Source organism: Hyphomicrobiales bacterium, assembly GCA_039973685.1.
Classification (GTDB): Bacteria; Pseudomonadota; Alphaproteobacteria; order Rhizobiales; family JACESI01; genus JACESI01.
Map to the genome: position 1 here is coordinate 35886 of JBDWKL010000009.1, position 15342 is coordinate 51227.

Sequence of the window (15342 nt, forward strand, 5' to 3'; positions counted from 1 at the left end):
GCTGATAGGACACAGGTTAAGTGAGAACGAGGAATTTGCAAGTATCTCTGTTTAAGCTTTCAAAAAGTCGCGAATATAGGCAGCAATGCGGTCGTTATCGACCGAGGTGCTAAGGGTTTCGATCGCGTCATTTGATAGCTCATCACTAAAAGTCAAACCGCGACGAACCTCAATGAGATCACTCATGAAATCGGCATTAAATTCTGGGTGTGGTTGGAAGCTGATTGCTTTGCCTTGGTAGCTAATTGCCGCATTTTCGCAAAACGGCGACGACCCGATCACTTTTGCATCGTTTGGTAGTTCAACCACTTGGTCTTGGTGCACAGCATTAATGCGGATTGGTTCTGGTCCATTACCGAGATCAATCTCATAATCATGAACGCCAAGCCCCCATCCGCCGTCAAACTTCACCACCTTGCCACCGAGTGCTTGCGCCATTACCTGATGCCCGAAGCAAATACCCACAAGCGGAACATTCGCAGCATAGGCGTCGCGAATAAACTCTTCTAAAGCTGGAATGAAAGCATGATCTTCATAGGCACCATGCGCTGATCCGCTTAGGACATAGGCATCGCATTCATTGACGTTTGAGGGGAACTTTTGATCAACGACAAAATAGTCTTGAAATTCGAATCCGTCAGAGCCAATCAGCCGTTCGAAAAAACCGCCATACTCGCCATAGGCCTCGACGAGTTCTTCACGCACGTGGCCTGTTATTAGGATACCAATTTTTTTCATGCGTCTAAGCCTGACTTTGAGCCAATTTCAATCGTTTTTCTTGCCGCCACATCAACACACCAGCAACAATAACGCCAAGCGCTACGGCACCAATGAGCAGCGTTGCAACCGCGTTGATTTCGGGTGTAACACCAAGGCGAACCTTTGAGAAGATTACAATTGGCAAAGTGGACGAAGAAGGGCCAGAAACGAAACTTGCAATAACCAGATCATCGAGCGATAGGGTGAAAGCGAGCAACCAACCAGATATCATGGCAGGCATAATGGTTGGCAATGTTATATCCCAAAACACTCTTGCTGGTCGTGCGCCAAGATCCATCGCGGCTTCTTCGATGGAACGGTCAACCGACACCAAACGTGATTGCACAACAACCGCAATATAGGCCATGGCGAAGGTGGTGTGAGCGATGATGATCGTCGATTTACCGCGTCCTGCGGGCCAGCCAAATGCGGCTTCCATCGCGATGAAAAGCAAGAGCAATGAGAGGCCCGTAATCACTTCTGGCATAACGAGCGGTGCGGTCACCGCACCTGACAAGGTCAAGCGCCCGCGAAACTTTTTGAAACGAACGAGTGCGAAGGCTGCCAATGTTCCAAGCACGAGAGCAAGGCTTGCGCTGATGAAGGCGATTTCCAAGGAAAGATAGGCAGCATTGAGTATCTGCTCATTCTCCAGCAACGCCCCATACCATTTCACTGAAAAACCAGACCAGACTGTTGCAAGGCGCGATTCATTAAATGAGTAAACAACAAGCCACACAATCGGCCCATATAAAAACGCAAAACCCAGTGTGACTGCAATGAGGAGGGAACTAGATCGACGTTGCATCGCTATGCCTCCTCTTTTTGTTGTGCGCGAAGGAACATCGTTGGCAACACAATGAGGAGCAGCATCACAACAGCCACGGCAGAAGCAACAGGCCAATCGCGGTTGGAGAAGAATTCATCCCACAAGACACGGCCAATCATCAATGTATCTGGTCCACCAAGGAGCGCTGGAATAACAAACTCACCAACGGCGGGAATAAACACAAGCAGCGAGCCTGCCATGATGCCCGGGATGGACAGAGGAAGCGTTACCGTGAGAAACGCCTTAACAGGTCGCGACCCAAGATCGGCAGCGGCTTCCAACAAGGTGCCATCGAGTTTTGCAAGGTTCGCATAAAGCGGCAAAATCATGAACGGTAGGTAGGTGTAGACGATGCCGAGATACGTCGCAAAATCGGTTTGCAAAAGCTGCAAAGGTTCATCGATGATACCAAGGGACAAAAGCGCTGAACTCAAAATACCCTTCGGCTTTAAAATTCCGATCCACGCATAAACCCGCAGCAGGAATGACGTCCAAAAAGGCAAGATGATCATCAGCAACAAGATCGCCCGAAAAGCCCCCTCTTGCTTCGCGATATAATAGGCCATCGGGTAGCCGATCAACAGGCAGATGAGCGTGGAGAAGAAAGCAATCGTTACGCTCTCAAGATAGGCTTTATAATAAAGGCTGTCCTCGATCAGATAAGCGTAGTTGCCAAAATTGAGGGTGAATTTCAGGAAATTATCATCGGACCATTCAAACAATGGGAGATAGGGAGGCCGCGCAAGCGCTGCCTCTGAGACAGAAATTTTCAGAACAAGAAACAGCGGTAAGATGAAAAAGACGAACAACCAGATGAGCGGCACCAAGACAACCAGAGTGCGGCCTGACGGGATGAACCGCCCTCGCCCCAGTCTTGCCGTTCCAGCATCATCAGCCATGCTCATGAGACAAGCACCACGCCAGCGCTATCGTCCCAACTGACGTATACATCTTCTTCCCATGTGATCGCATCTTGGCGTCGGTCGGTATTGGGTGTTGTCACTCGCAGCATTTTACCCGATGCAAGCTTGATCAGATAGACTGACTGCCCCCCCAGATAGGCGATGTCGTCGACTTTGCCTGCGCAAACATTATGCTTCTGCTTGGGCTTCGTGCGGCTGATTTTGATTTTCTCTGGGCGCACAGCAAAGGCGACCTTTTGATTAAGCACGCAGGAAATTGAATGCCCAACCCGCAATTCACTCTCCGCTTCAGGGGAGCGAACGCCTGTTGCTTTTTCATTGTCGGTTGAAATCACACCCTCAAACAAGTTCACCGACCCTACGAAATCTGCAACGAAGCGGCTTTGTGGATATTCATAAATATCGCGCGGCTCACCCACCTGAATGATGCGGCCCTTATCCATCACACCAATACGGGTAGAAAGCGTCATCGCCTCTTCTTGGTCGTGGGTTACAACGACGAATGTAACGCCCAATTCTTCTTGAATGTTGACCAGTTCAAATTGTGTTTCTTCGCGCAGTTTTTTGTCTAACGCACCAAGCGGCTCATCAAGCAACAGGAGCTTCGGTTTCTTCGCCAAAGCTCGCGCAAGAGCAACACGCTGACGTTGACCGCCAGAAAGCTGATGTGGTTTTCTTTTGGCAAATTCCTCAAGCTGAACGAGTCTCAGCATCTCTTCTACGCGGGTGTTGATCTCAGCCTTCGCCATGCCATCACGCTTCAAGCCGTAGGCAATGTTATTCATAACACTCATGTGCGGAAACAACGCGTAAGACTGGAACATCATATTCACAGGGCGCTCATAGGGTGGCACGCCTGTCATGTCTTGTCCGTCAATTTCAACAGTGCCGCCTGTTATGTCTTCAAAGCCAGACAACATCCGCAAAAGCGTAGACTTGCCGCAGCCAGAACCGCCTAACAAACAGAAGAGCTCGCCCTGATAAATATCCAAACTGATATTGTCGACAGCAGTAAAGGCGCCATAATTTTTGGTGACATTTTGTATTCGAATAAAGGGGGTAGCACTTGGATCAGTCCAAGGTTTGTTTAGCGTATACTGGCCCAACTGCTGTTCCATTTTACCCTCACCTTTAAAAAAGGCGGCATTTTAAAAAGTGCCGCCCTTTCAAACTAACTTACTGGCCAGTTTTGATTTTAGTCCATGCACGTGTTTGTGAACGCTCATAACGAGCGGAACGAACCGCCGCAGCTGTGAGCTTATTCTTCACTTCGTCTGATGGGTAGATTGCAGGATCGCCTGTTACGTCTTTGTCGATCAGATCGAACGATGCTGAGTTGCCATTCGCATAATAAACGTAGTCTGAAATCTCAGCAATGATGTCTGGGCGCATGATAAAGTCGAGGAACTTGTGCGCATTATCAACATGCTTGGCATCCGTTGGAATTGCCATCATGTCAAACCAGATCAACGTGCCTTCTTTAGGAATTGTATAACCTATTTCAACACCTTTATCAGCTTCCGCCGCACGGTCACGCGCTTGGAAAACATCGCCAGACCAACCGACAGCGATACATGTGTCGCCGTTTGCTAGATCGGAAATATACTGACTTGAATGGAAATAACGAATGCTTGGGCGGACTGCTTCCAGTGCTGCTTGAGCTTTTTCAAGATCAGCTTTGTCTTCAGAGTTTGGATCAAGATCAAGCGCATCTTTCACACTTTGAAGCACATCATCTGGCGCATCCAAAAAGGAAACACCGCAATCAGCAAACTTAGATACAACATCTGGTTTCAACACCAAATCCCAGCTATCCGTCGGCGCGTCTGCCATACGTTCAGCGATCAATTTTGTGTTGTAGCCAATGCCAACTGTGCCCCACATATAGGTAATTGCATGCTCGTTGTTTGGATCGTGTAGAGCCACGCGCGCTGCAATTTCAGGGTCTAAATTTTTCCAGTTCGGCAACTTGCTCTTATCAAGCTTTTGGAAAACACCGGCTTTAATTTGACGCGCTAGAAAGCTAGAGCTTGGCACAACAACATCATAACCAGTGCTGCCAGCAAGAAGCTTTGCTTCCAAAACTTCGTTTGAATCAAACACGTCATAATTGACTTTAATGCCTGTTTCAGTTTCGAATTTTTTTATTGTCTCTTCAGCAATATAATCCGACCAATTATATATATTCAAAACTTTCTCATCAGCAGCTAACGCTGAGTAAGAAAAGAACATCGCAGTTGCGACACTGCCCAATAAAATTTTGCTTTTCACGACTTTCTCCCCGGTGCAGTCAAAATTGATCTTTCACTATAAACATTTACGACACTTGGGAAAGCCTGAAAAATATACAGTGCTATCAAACAGTCTCCACATAAGTTTCGTATTCGAATTTAGAAATCTGTGCACCAAAGATAACCTGCTCTTGCTCTTTGCACGCCACCACCATGCGCATCAAACGTGGATCAAAAAGTACGTTATTTTTATCAAACATCTTGAAGGCACTCACGGCCTGCACCCAGTTCAATGGAAGTTCCGAACGGTCTGCATCATAAGCGTTACCAACCACCGGTTCACTTGGCACCAATTCCTCATTCATCCCATAAAGCGCAGCACCCATTATGGCTGCTAAAACCATGTAAGGGTTCGCATCTGCACCCGCGACGCGGTGTTCTATACGGCGGGCTTTTGGCGGTGAATTGGGAACTCGCAGTGCCGTGAGGCGGTTATCATATCCCCAAACTATTTTCGTTGGCGCAAAACTGCCAGGTAAGAACCGACGGTAAGAGTTTGCGTGAGGGGCAAACAAAAGCATATGGCTTTGCATAAACATTTCTAGCCCAGCCAAAGCATGGCGCATGACAGGTGTTCCCTCGTCGCCACCATTGTCAAAAATATTATTGCCATCAGCATCCAACACACTGAAATGCACATGCAACCCATTGCCTGCGCCATCGCCAAATGGCTTGGCCATAAAGGTTGCTTCCAAACCGTGTTTTACTGCAACGCCTTTGATGATGCGTTTTAAGAAATACGTATTGTCGGCAATTTTCACAGCACCTGGTTGGTGTTTCAGATTGATCTCATATTGCCCAGGACTGGCCTCAGAGATTGCAGCACCAAGACCAACACCCCAAGCATCCGCGGTCTCATAGACTTCCTTGAAGAACGCTTCCTTCTCCTGCATCGCATCAATGCATTCAACGGCGGCACTCGTTTTCAAGCGGCCATCACCATCAGGTTGGAACGCTCCGTCATTACGTTTTACCAGATGAAATTCAAGCTCTGTCGCTGAGACAACCGACAGGCCTTTTGCAGCATATTCTGCCTCAATCTTCGCAAGGGCACCACGCGGGCAAACCCCATTGGGGGTTCCACCCTCTTCCACCATCATGATTGGGATCAGGCTGGTCGGTTCATCAAACCAACTCTGAAGTAATGTGCCGCGATCTGTTGGGCGAAAATAGCCATCCGCATCACCATTATCGAACACCTGCGCACTATTCTCGATGTCATTGCCCCAAATATCCACACCGACAATGGAAAGCGGCATACGAACGCCGTCTTTGATGGAGGATTTGATATAGTCGCCCGTCAAACGCTTGCCACGCAAAATACCGTTATAATCAACGATCGCCATCATGGCTGTTTCTGGATCATCTTTGGGTTTGGAGCTCATTTTGCATTTACGCCATAGTATGGTTAGAAGAAGCAACGTTATAGCCACGCACCAAAAAAGAAAATCCCCTATTTTTCAATGCCGCAAAACCACCACCTCTCTTTGACACTCACATTAAAAAACCTCGCCTGTGTGCGTGGCGACAAGCTTTTGTTTGAAGGGTTTTCGCTCGAAGCGACGGGGGGTGAGATCGTGGAAATAAAGGGCCCGAACGGGATTGGAAAATCAAGCCTTCTGCGCATTATCGCAGGGTTAGCGCCTGCTTATGAGGGCGAAGTGGTTTTGACCTCAGATGAGGAGACTGATTTAGCAATCGAAGATCACGCTCATTTTCTCTCGCACCAAAATGCCTTGAAAGAAGGATTGAGTGTCTCGGAGAATTTGACCTTTTGGCACCAGTTTTCCATAGATCAAGGCCTATCGCCAAACCAAGCGCTTGAACAAGTCGCCCTTCCTCATTTGGCAGATCTTCCTGTCGGCGTTTTATCCGCTGGACAAAAACGGCGCGTTGCCTTCGCCCGTCTATTGGTTGATCGCCGCGCAATTTGGCTGCTTGATGAACCGACAGCTGCCCTTGATGCAAGTGCGGATAAATTGGTGGGGGACTTGATTTCAAATCATGCAAAATCCGGCGGCATCGTGCTTGCCGCGACCCACCTTCCCTTGCAAATTGATACCCCTAAAGTGAGCGTTAAAACCGTTCAGTTGGGCGAATATCAAGGAGGGCAAAGCTAATGGCGCTTTGGACTCTCTATCGCTTTGAAACGCGCCTTGCCATGACATCCGGCGGCGGCATGCTAACCGGCGTCATCTTCTTTCTATCGCTTGTCACCATGATCCCATTTGCCATTGGGCCGGACCTACCACTGCTTGCGAAAATTGGGCCTGCGATTTTGTGGATCGGCGCGTTGCTTTCAACATTGCTCGGGCTTGATCGTCTATTCAAAATTGATCAAGAAGACGGAACGCTTGATGCTTTGCGCCTGAGCCATCAGTCACTGGAAATGATTGTGTTTGTAAAGTGCATCGCCCATTGGACTGTCAGCGTCTTACCCCTCGTTGTTGCTGCCCCATTGTTTGGGCTTTTGCTTAACATGGAAGTTGCGGGCATGGCCTCGATTGCTGGCACATTACTGGTTGGAACACCTGCGCTTACCTTCTTAGGAGCGATTGGTGCAGGCTTAACCGTTGGGCTTCGTCGTGGTGGGCTGCTTCTGCCAATCTTGATCTTGCCACTTACGATACCCGTCGTGATCTTCGGCGTTGCGGCAAGTGTTGCAGGTAGTCAAATTGGGATTGATGCAGCGGTTAATTTCAAAACGCCGTTTTTGTTCTTATGTGCAATGACGTTATTCAGCGCCGTATTATCCCCCATTGCGAGCGCATGGGCGATCCGTTTGAATGACAGCTAGCGCAGAAGCCTAATCGAGCTTCTTTAAAATCTCTTCGAGTGCTGTTTCTTCTTCGTCTGATAATTCAGCAGATGCTGCAATATCCTCTTGTGAGCGCTTTCTCAAAAAGAACAACACCAATAGGCCGAAGATTAGAGCCCCAAAAGGTGATCCCCACAACAACAATGTGTGCCCCCCGAAGCGAGGTTTCAACAAGACGTATTCACCGTAGCGATCAACAATAAAATCGACCACTGCCTCATCATCATCACCTGCCGTCAATCGCTCACGCACAAGCACGCGTAGGTCTTTTGCAAGCTGCGCATCTGAATCGTCGATTGATTGGTTTTGACAAACAAGGCAGCGCAGTTTCGTCGAGATTTCTCGTGCGCGTAGTTCTAGCGCTGGGTCGGCCAGCACTTCGTCTGGGTTTACCGCTCTTACAGGACCAACCAGCATAAAGGTCATAAGTAGAAGAACGAGGAACCGCATAACCAACCCTACTCCGCTGCCTGCAAGGAGGCCACTTTAGCATCCCCGCGTTTTGGAACACCAATGCGCAACCTTCGATCTGCAAGAGATAAAGCGCCACCGATGAACATCAAGATCGTACCATACCATATTAACGTAACATAAGGCTTCCAATAAGCCCGAACCACCGTTGTACCATCCTCACTCACATCACCAAGCGACATATAAAGCTGCGAGAAGCCGTAAGTTGCAATGCTCGATTCAGTTGTTGGGAATTGGCGGGCTGGATAGACGCGTTTTGCTGGTTCAAGCTGATCAATCAGCTTGCCATTATAACGCACATCAAAAACCGCGACGTCTTGAACGTAGTTTGCATGACGCTCTGGCCGGATGGCTTTGAAAGTCATTGTATAACCAGCCGTCTCAATCGTCTGGCCAATTTTCACCTCTTCAAAAACTTCAGTGCCATAGGCCGTCACCGCGACAGCGCCAAGCATGGTGACACCCATGCCCGCATGACCGAGCGCTGCCCCATAACTTGCACGCGGCAAATGACGGAGGCGGCGTAATGTCTCGCTGAAATCCACCTGAAACGCTTTCGCCCGCCATAAAACTTCTGAGATTGATCCAACAATCATCCAGACGCCAACGGCAATACCAAGAGGTGCTAAAACAGGGCCGTCATTGGTCATCACATAAACGATGAAGGCCGCAAGGATCGCAAGGCCGAGTGCTGCAAGCAGCCGCTGCATAACGCCTAGCAGATCACCGCGCTTCCATGTCATGAACGGGCCAAATGGCATGGCGAGTAAAAGCGGAATGGTAAGTGGTATCATCGTTAGATTGAAGAAAGGAGGACCGACGGAAATCTTAGCACCCGTTACCGCTTCATAGCCAAGGGGATAGAGCGTGCCGATTAGGACCGTCAAAGTCGCAGCAGACAAGAATAGGTTGTTCAACACCAACGCCCCTTCACGACTAACTGGTGCAAACAGTCCGCCTTGGGTGAGCGAAGAAGAACGCCATGCAAACAGAGCTAGCGAGCCACCGATAAAGATAATCAAGATACCCAAAATCACGATACCGCGCGTTGGGTCTGTGGCGAACGAATGAACCGACGTCAAAACACCTGAGCGCACAAGGAACGTGCCGAGCAGGCTGAGTGAGAAAGTGAGGATTGCAAGCAGAACCGTCCACACACGCAGTGCGTTTCTCTTCTCCACAACGATGGCTGAATGCAACAGCGCCGTGCCCGCAAGCCACGGCATGAAGCTGGCATTCTCAACCGGATCCCAGAACCACCAGCCGCCCCAACCAAGTTCATAATAAGCCCAGTAAGAGCCCATAGAAATACCGATGGTAAGGAACATCCAAGCAAGCAACGCCCAAGGCCGCACCCATCGCGCCCATGCACTATCAAGCTTGCCTTCCAGCAAAGCGGCAATCGCAAATGAGAAGGTGATCGAGAAGCCGACATAACCTAGATACAAGAGCGGCGGATGGATTGCGAGCCCGATGTCTTGCAACAGTGGGTTCAAGTCTTGGCCCTCAACAGGCGCAGGGCTCAAGCGTTCAAACGGGTTTGATGTGAAGATCAAGAACATCAAGAAAGCAACGCCAATCCAGCCTTGAACACCAAGCACATTGGCTTTCAGTTTTATCGGGAGATGACGACCGAATGCTGCGACCAAAGCCCCAAAAAACGATAGGATTACAATCCACATCAACATGGAGCCTTCGTGATTGCCCCATGTGCCTGAAATCTTAAAAATCAGAGGCTTATCTGTATGCGAATTTTCATAAACATTCTTGATGGAAAAATCAGATACCAAATAGCCATGCATCAAAATGGCAAAGGAAAGCCCAACCAGCAAAAACTGCATCAAGGACAGTGGCCCAGCCGTTTCCATCAACCGCTGGTCACCAATACGCGCGCCCCATATTGGCACCACTGATTGCAGCAGCGTCAAAACAAGGGCGAGGATCAGCGCATAATGTCCAAGTTCAACAATCACAGTATCTGGTCCTCATGTCGTCCAAAGCTTAGTTCGTTTTCGCCGATGGGTCTTTCCAAACGCCTTGTTCTTTCAAAGCTTCGGCGACTTCCTTCGGCACATAGTTCTCGTCATGTTTGGCAAGCACAGTTTTTGCCACAAAGATATTCTCACCATTGGCTTCACCATCCAGCACCACGCCTTGCCCCTCGCGGAAGAGGTCTGGCAAAATGCCTTCATAGCGTACTTTAATGATGTTTTCAGTATCCGTCACGGTGAAGCGGTGATTGGTGCCATCTTTGACCCAACTGCCATCTTCCACCAAGCCACCAATACGAATTTTCTGCCCCTCAACCAAGCCTTCGCGGGCAATGTCTGATGGCGATTTAAACAGAGTGATTTGATCATTGAGCGCCGTAAGCACAAGCCCAACCGCCACACTGAGGACAACGCCTGCAATGCCAATCAAAATCAGTCGGTTCTTCTTTTTTGCCTTACGCATAAGCGATCAAACCTATCTTTCTATTTAGCTAAAGCCCTTGAGCCTTTGCCGATTCGTTTAAACTATCTGTCGCGCTTTCATTGCCTGAGAAATGGGCCAAAGCACGACTTAGCGCATCTTTTGCCTGATCTTTACGACCCAGCACCATATAAGCCTGAACGAGACGGTTCCATCCTATCAAATCATCAGGTTCGTCATTCAAGCGATTGGCCAGTCGTGAGACCATGCCCTCAATCAATTCATTACGCTCAACAGAAGACAATTGCTTTGCGGCGTCAACCTGCTCATCTGTCGGGTTTTGCTCTTGCGCTTTAAGGGAAGCCAAAGCGTTTTTTGCTGTAGCAAGCCATGGTGGATTATCACTTCCAAACCGCTCGATCAAATCCGTCCAAGCCGCGATGCCTTCTGCCGTCTTATTTTGTTGCGTCAAACCAACGGCTAGAAAGAAAAATGCGGTCGCATCATTGGGCGCGTTTTGGCTCGCCTGCTCAAGCACCTCAAAAGTCTCACCGCTAACATTCCCTTCGTTCTTGGCTATCAGAACTTGCCCAAGACCTAACTGTGCCTGCCCCTTAGAAGCCTTGTCATCACCAGCGAGCGCTAGCCATTTGCGAAAAGCATTTTCTGCGTCCTCCAAGCGATTCATGCGGCGATAAATTGGAGCGAGAGCTTGCCAGCCCTTTATGTCATCTCCATTGGTCTCAAGATGTTTTTCAATCTGCGACACAATCAAGTTGATGTCTTGGTTTTCAGGTGGCTGAGAAAGACGGGCTGAAATGGGTTGGTCTGGTAAATTGGGACTGCCCAAATACTGATAAGCACCAACAGCCAACACAGGGATAAGTATAATGCTAATCCAAGGATAAAGCCGACCCGTCTTCGTTGCCGATTCGTCGTCTTGGGCCACGGATTGTTCAAGCGTCAAAAGACGGCGGCCAAGTTCAGCCCTTGCACCCTTTGCTTCTTCATCATTGAGGAGGCCACGCTCGCGGTCACGTTCGATCTCATCAAGCTGATCAATCAAAACGTGGCGCGTGCCTTCCTGAGTGTCGTCTGTTCCTGCAAGGTCGCCCTGTCGCGGTTTTTCGCGCACTAAAGGCCAGATAGCTGACAAGATGCCAGCAAGGGTCAAAATTCCGGCGACAATCCAAAAGAATAAAGAGTGAATTTCCATGATCTATTCGTTTAATTTTACTCGCCAAGGGGTGCGGAAAATCAGCGCCCAACAAGGCCTAACCGCTCAGCCCTAGGTATAGACTACTTGCTCCAAAGGGCAACTAACTTAGGCCTAAACTAGATGTTACTAAGGGCTCTTTTTTAGGAATGCGACGGAGCGTCATCTTGCAGATAAATTTCGATGATTTCATCAAAGTTCGCATCGCCCTGAAATCCCATTGCGATGGCAGTTGTTGCAGCAAATGCTTTTGGCCATCCCATAACGATGTTTTTAATCGCATCATCGGCTTCTTCTTGAATGAGGTTTGTAGCGATAGAACCTGCTGCCCGCTCAAGAGCCGCAATCATTTCTTCCACCGAGGCGCTAACCCCAGGTAGGCTCAGAGCGCGAGATTTTGGCAATCCATCGGTTTGAACGCTGCCTGCATGAGCAAGGTTAAAAATCGCACGCCGAGGGCTTTGGAACCAATGGCGGACAGTGCGCGGCACAGGCAAAATTGCCTTCTCACCATTTAACGGCTCGCGGATAATACCAGAGTAAAAACCTGATGCGGCCTTATTGGGTTTGCCCGGTCTCACGGTGATTGTCGGCAGCCTTAGTGATATTCCATCAATGAAGCCTTTGCGGGAATAGTCCGCCACCATCAACTCACCCATCGCCTTTTGCGTACCATAACTTGAAAGTGGCGTCAGGCGTTGGTCATCTGGAATGAGGTCTGGCAACGGTGTGCCGAATACTGCGAGGGAAGACGAAAACACGAAACGTGGGCAATAGCTGCCATCTACAGATTGTTTGCGAATTGCTTCCAGCAAATTGCGCGTCCCGTCGAGATTGATCGCATTTCCTTTTTCGAAATTCTCCTCCGCCTCGCCTGAGACGATGGCTGCTAAATGATAGATCACATCTGGCTTTGCGTCGATCAACTGGCTCGCAGCCTCAGCGTTTGAAATATCAGCAACCTCTATGCGAACATCACCATCAAAGCCTTCTGGATGAGCAGGCGCAAAAATATCAGCGAGAGTAAAAGTAGAAACACCACCCCGTGCCACCAGTTGGCCAACCAATTTACGGCCCAACATGCCGCTCGCCCCTGTAATCAAAACATGCATGGTTTAAATCATCCCTGCTTTGCGGGCTTTAAACACTTTGCCAATCGTTCTGATCTTCGTCAGCGAAGACAAGTCGCCCTCTTCCAACATGGCTTGCGTTGCCAAATAAGCGCCATCCATCGCCGCATTATAAAGCATGGAACCAAGGCTGATACGCACAGCACCTGCCGCTTCTAATTCTGAAACAGAATGATTGGCGAAAGCACCAGCGGCAAGCGCATTGATCGGTGCAGTGGTTGCGGCGCGCACTTTTTCAAGGGCTGCTAGGTCTGGCAATTGTGGGGCATAAATACAATCAGCACCGACTGCTTCATAGGCTTTGAGGCGGTGGATTGCTTCATCAACATCATAGGCATTGATCATGACGCCATCGGCTCGTGCGCAAAGTTGGAATGGAAAACCTGCCGCGCGGGCGGCTTCAACACCTGCCTTGATGCGAGCGACAGAGAGATCGAAATCGATCACAGGATTGCCGTTCACCATATTGACGTCTTCGATCGAACAACCAGCAAGACCTGCATCAATCGCGGCTTTCACCGTGAGCGCTACATCTTCAGGGCTTTCGCCATAACCAAACTCAAAATCACCGCTAACCGGTAGGTCCGTCGCCTTTGCAATTTCGCCCGCATGAGCAACGGCAAGGTCGCGGCTAACCGCATTTTTACCGTCGAATGTGCCGATGGTTCCCGCATGGCCCGCACTGGTTGTCGCCAGCGCTTTAGCCCCTTGGCCTGCAAACATTTGTGCTGACCCAATATCCCAAGGGTTAGGCAGGATGAACGCTTTTCCCCCTTGGTGAAGCGCTTTGAAGGTTTCTGCTTTTTCTGCCTGTGTCGCCATGATTTGAACCTTTATGTTGTGAGTTTTTTACGCAATTCAAATTTTTGTATTTTGCCCGTCGCCGTTTTTGGCAACTCTTCGAAGTAAACCGATTTAGGGCATTTAAACCCAGCCAAATGTTCCCGCGTGAAAGCGATAATTTCGTCTTCTGTCGCCTCTTCTCCCGGTTTTAGCTCAAGGAAAGCAGCTGGTGTTTCGCCCCATTTTTCATCGGGCTTTGCGACCACTGCAGCCAACAATACGGCTGGGTGTTTTGTGAGAATACTCTCAACTTCAACGGATGAAATATTCTCGCCGCCTGAAATGATAATGTCTTTCAGACGATCTTTGATTTGGATGTAATTATTCGGATGGATCACTGCCAAATCGCCAGAGTGGAAAACGCCGCCCTTAAAGGCTACATCGGTTGCCTCAGTATTTTTGAAATAGCCTTTCATCACGCAGTTTCCGCGCAATACAATCTCGCCAATGGTTTCACCATCACGAGGCACAGGCTTACCCGTTTCAACGTCCCAAATATCAACGGGCGTCATATTATTAAAAGCAACGCCCTGTCTTGATTGAAGCGCTGCTTGTTCTTCGATGGGAAGATCACCCCATGCTTCTTGCCAGCAACATTCGGTCACGTGGCCATAAGTTTCCGTCAGCCCATAAACATGGGTCACGTTGAGACCAAGCTTACTTGACGCTTCCAAAATGGCAGGCGGTGGCGGGGCGCCAGCGGTATAGACATTGACCTCATGATCAAAATCTCGGCGCTCATCATCTTTTGCGTTGACCAACAAAGAGAGCACAATCGGCGCACCGCCAAAGTGGGTGACTTCATGGTCTGCGATGAGGTCGAACATGTCTTTTGCAACGACATTACGGCAGCACACAATGGTCGCCGCCATCGCCGTCATCGCCCACGCATGGCACCAGCCATTACAATGGAACATCGGCACGATATACATATAGGTCGGGTGAAGTGGAACAGGCCAGCTCATGATCGTGCCTGTCGCCATTAAATGAGCACCACGGTGATGATAGACCACTCCCTTAGGGCGGCCAGTAGAGCCAGACGTAAAGTTAAGCGCCATGGCTTCCCATTCATCTTCTGGCATAATGATGTCAGCAGCAGGGTCGCCTGTTTCGAGCAATTCCTCATAGGTCATGTCACCGAGGCATTCACCACCCTGTGGCAAAGGCATGGCTTGCTCATCAACAATATCTACCACAACAATATCATCACGCCCTGAGAGCTTGATCGCTTCTTTTACCGTGTCTGAAAACTGCGTATCTGCAAGAACAACTTTGGCCTCACCGAATTCGAAAATATACCCGACCGTATCAGCATCAAGACGCACGTTGATGGTGTTTAAAACCGCGCCCGCCATGTTGACGGCATAATGCGCTTCAAAAATTTCTGGCGTGTTGAGCGCGAGCACAGAAACCACATCGCCCTTTTCAACTCCAAGCTTTCTCAATGCGGAAGATGCCCGCACGCACCGCTCATATGTCTCGGCCCATGTATAGCGACGATTGCCATATACGACCGACTGGCGATTAGGGTAGATATCCTTTGTACGGATCAAAAATGAGAGCGGTGTCAGCGGCTCATAGTTGGCGGCGTTCTTATCAAAAACTTCAAAATCAGCACGGCTCATTTAGTGCCCTCTCCCAGTCGGTATT

General features: G+C 49.3%; 15 protein-coding genes. 2 read left to right on the plus strand and 13 right to left on the minus strand.

Annotated features, from left to right (window positions below; translation table 11 throughout):
• Positions 1 to 51: 51 nt before the first annotated feature.
• From ABJO30_01470 to ABJO30_01495, 6 genes are all read right to left on the minus strand, one after another.
• Complete coding sequence (locus ABJO30_01470; GenBank protein MEP3231478.1) at positions 52 to 738, minus strand: type 1 glutamine amidotransferase; 687 nt, start codon at positions 736 to 738, stop codon at positions 52 to 54.
• Positions 739 to 742: 4 nt separating this feature from the next.
• On the minus strand, positions 743 to 1567 hold the full coding sequence (locus ABJO30_01475) for an ABC transporter permease subunit (GenBank protein MEP3231479.1): 825 nt from the start codon (positions 1565 to 1567) through the stop codon (positions 743 to 745).
• A gap of 2 nt (positions 1568 to 1569) precedes the next feature.
• Complete coding sequence (locus ABJO30_01480) at positions 1570 to 2487, minus strand: ABC transporter permease subunit (protein ID MEP3231480.1); 918 nt, start codon at positions 2485 to 2487, stop codon at positions 1570 to 1572.
• A 2-nt stretch (positions 2488 to 2489) separates the two neighbouring features.
• The gene (potA, locus tag ABJO30_01485; GenBank protein ID MEP3231481.1) at positions 2490 to 3629 is read right to left on the minus strand and encodes a polyamine ABC transporter ATP-binding protein; all 1140 of its coding nucleotides are present in this window, start codon (positions 3627 to 3629) and stop codon (positions 2490 to 2492) included.
• Between the two features lie 58 nt (positions 3630 to 3687).
• Positions 3688 to 4782, minus strand: a complete 1095-nt coding sequence (locus ABJO30_01490) for a polyamine ABC transporter substrate-binding protein (protein ID MEP3231482.1) — start codon at positions 4780 to 4782, stop codon at positions 3688 to 3690.
• 85 nt (positions 4783 to 4867) lie between these two features.
• Entirely contained in the window at positions 4868 to 6187 is a 1320-nt protein-coding gene (locus tag ABJO30_01495; protein MEP3231483.1) for a glutamine synthetase family protein, read from the minus strand.
• Between the two features lie 102 nt (positions 6188 to 6289).
• On the opposite strand from ABJO30_01495, the gene ccmA reads away from it, so the two are divergent.
• Both ccmA and ccmB read left to right on the plus strand, forming a co-directional pair.
• On the plus strand, positions 6290 to 6922 hold the full coding sequence (gene ccmA, locus ABJO30_01500; protein ID MEP3231484.1) for a heme ABC exporter ATP-binding protein CcmA: 633 nt from the start codon (positions 6290 to 6292) through the stop codon (positions 6920 to 6922).
• The gene (ccmB, locus tag ABJO30_01505; GenBank protein ID MEP3231485.1) at positions 6922 to 7599 is read left to right on the plus strand and encodes a heme exporter protein CcmB; all 678 of its coding nucleotides are present in this window, start codon (positions 6922 to 6924) and stop codon (positions 7597 to 7599) included. The genes ccmA and ccmB overlap by 1 nt, the downstream gene beginning before the upstream one ends.
• A gap of 9 nt (positions 7600 to 7608) precedes the next feature.
• Here ccmB and ABJO30_01510 read toward each other — a convergent pair whose 3' ends face one another.
• From ABJO30_01510 to ABJO30_01540, 7 genes are all read right to left on the minus strand, one after another.
• Positions 7609 to 8070, minus strand: coding sequence for a cytochrome c-type biogenesis protein (locus ABJO30_01510; GenBank protein ID MEP3231486.1), 462 nt, complete (start codon positions 8068 to 8070; stop codon positions 7609 to 7611).
• Positions 8071 to 8078: 8 nt separating this feature from the next.
• Complete coding sequence (locus tag ABJO30_01515; GenBank protein MEP3231487.1) at positions 8079 to 10064, minus strand: heme lyase CcmF/NrfE family subunit; 1986 nt, start codon at positions 10062 to 10064, stop codon at positions 8079 to 8081.
• Positions 10065 to 10092: 28 nt separating this feature from the next.
• Positions 10093 to 10545: a cytochrome c maturation protein CcmE gene (gene ccmE / locus ABJO30_01520; GenBank protein ID MEP3231488.1), complete on the minus strand. Its 453-nt coding sequence runs from the start codon at positions 10543 to 10545 to the stop codon at positions 10093 to 10095.
• A gap of 28 nt (positions 10546 to 10573) precedes the next feature.
• On the minus strand, positions 10574 to 11719 hold the full coding sequence (gene ccmI, locus ABJO30_01525; GenBank protein ID MEP3231489.1) for a c-type cytochrome biogenesis protein CcmI: 1146 nt from the start codon (positions 11717 to 11719) through the stop codon (positions 10574 to 10576).
• A 143-nt stretch (positions 11720 to 11862) separates the two neighbouring features.
• Positions 11863 to 12831, minus strand: a complete 969-nt coding sequence (gene denD / locus ABJO30_01530; protein ID MEP3231490.1) for a D-erythronate dehydrogenase — start codon at positions 12829 to 12831, stop codon at positions 11863 to 11865.
• A gap of 3 nt (positions 12832 to 12834) precedes the next feature.
• Entirely contained in the window at positions 12835 to 13671 is an 837-nt protein-coding gene (locus ABJO30_01535; GenBank protein ID MEP3231491.1) for an isocitrate lyase/phosphoenolpyruvate mutase family protein, read from the minus strand.
• A gap of 11 nt (positions 13672 to 13682) precedes the next feature.
• Positions 13683 to 15317, minus strand: a complete 1635-nt coding sequence (locus ABJO30_01540; protein ID MEP3231492.1) for an AMP-binding protein — start codon at positions 15315 to 15317, stop codon at positions 13683 to 13685.
• Between the last annotated feature and the right edge of the window lie 25 nt (positions 15318 to 15342).

Excerpts from the sequence above, each read along its gene's own strand:
- ABJO30_01470 (MEP3231478.1), bottom strand. The coding sequence starts at position 738 with ATGAAAAAAATTGGTATCCTAATAACAGGCCACGTGCGTGAAGAACTC.
- ABJO30_01475 (MEP3231479.1), bottom strand. The coding sequence starts at position 1,567 with ATGCAACGTCGATCTAGTTCCCTCCTCATTGCAGTCACACTGGGTTTT.
- ABJO30_01480 (MEP3231480.1), bottom strand. The coding sequence starts at position 2,487 with ATGGCTGATGATGCTGGAACGGCAAGACTGGGGCGAGGGCGGTTCATC.
- potA (MEP3231481.1), bottom strand. The coding sequence starts at position 3,629 with ATGGAACAGCAGTTGGGCCAGTATACGCTAAACAAACCTTGGACTGAT.
- ABJO30_01495 (MEP3231483.1), bottom strand. The coding sequence starts at position 6,187 with ATGAGCTCCAAACCCAAAGATGATCCAGAAACAGCCATGATGGCGATC.
- ccmB (MEP3231485.1), top strand. The coding sequence starts at position 6,922 with ATGGCGCTTTGGACTCTCTATCGCTTTGAAACGCGCCTTGCCATGACA.
- ABJO30_01510 (MEP3231486.1), bottom strand. The coding sequence starts at position 8,070 with ATGCGGTTCCTCGTTCTTCTACTTATGACCTTTATGCTGGTTGGTCCT.
- ccmE (MEP3231488.1), bottom strand. The coding sequence starts at position 10,545 with ATGCGTAAGGCAAAAAAGAAGAACCGACTGATTTTGATTGGCATTGCA.
- ccmI (MEP3231489.1), bottom strand. The coding sequence starts at position 11,719 with ATGGAAATTCACTCTTTATTCTTTTGGATTGTCGCCGGAATTTTGACC.
- denD (MEP3231490.1), bottom strand. The coding sequence starts at position 12,831 with ATGCATGTTTTGATTACAGGGGCGAGCGGCATGTTGGGCCGTAAATTG.
- ABJO30_01535 (MEP3231491.1), bottom strand. The coding sequence starts at position 13,671 with ATGGCGACACAGGCAGAAAAAGCAGAAACCTTCAAAGCGCTTCACCAA.
- ABJO30_01540 (MEP3231492.1), bottom strand. The coding sequence starts at position 15,317 with ATGAGCCGTGCTGATTTTGAAGTTTTTGATAAGAACGCCGCCAACTAT.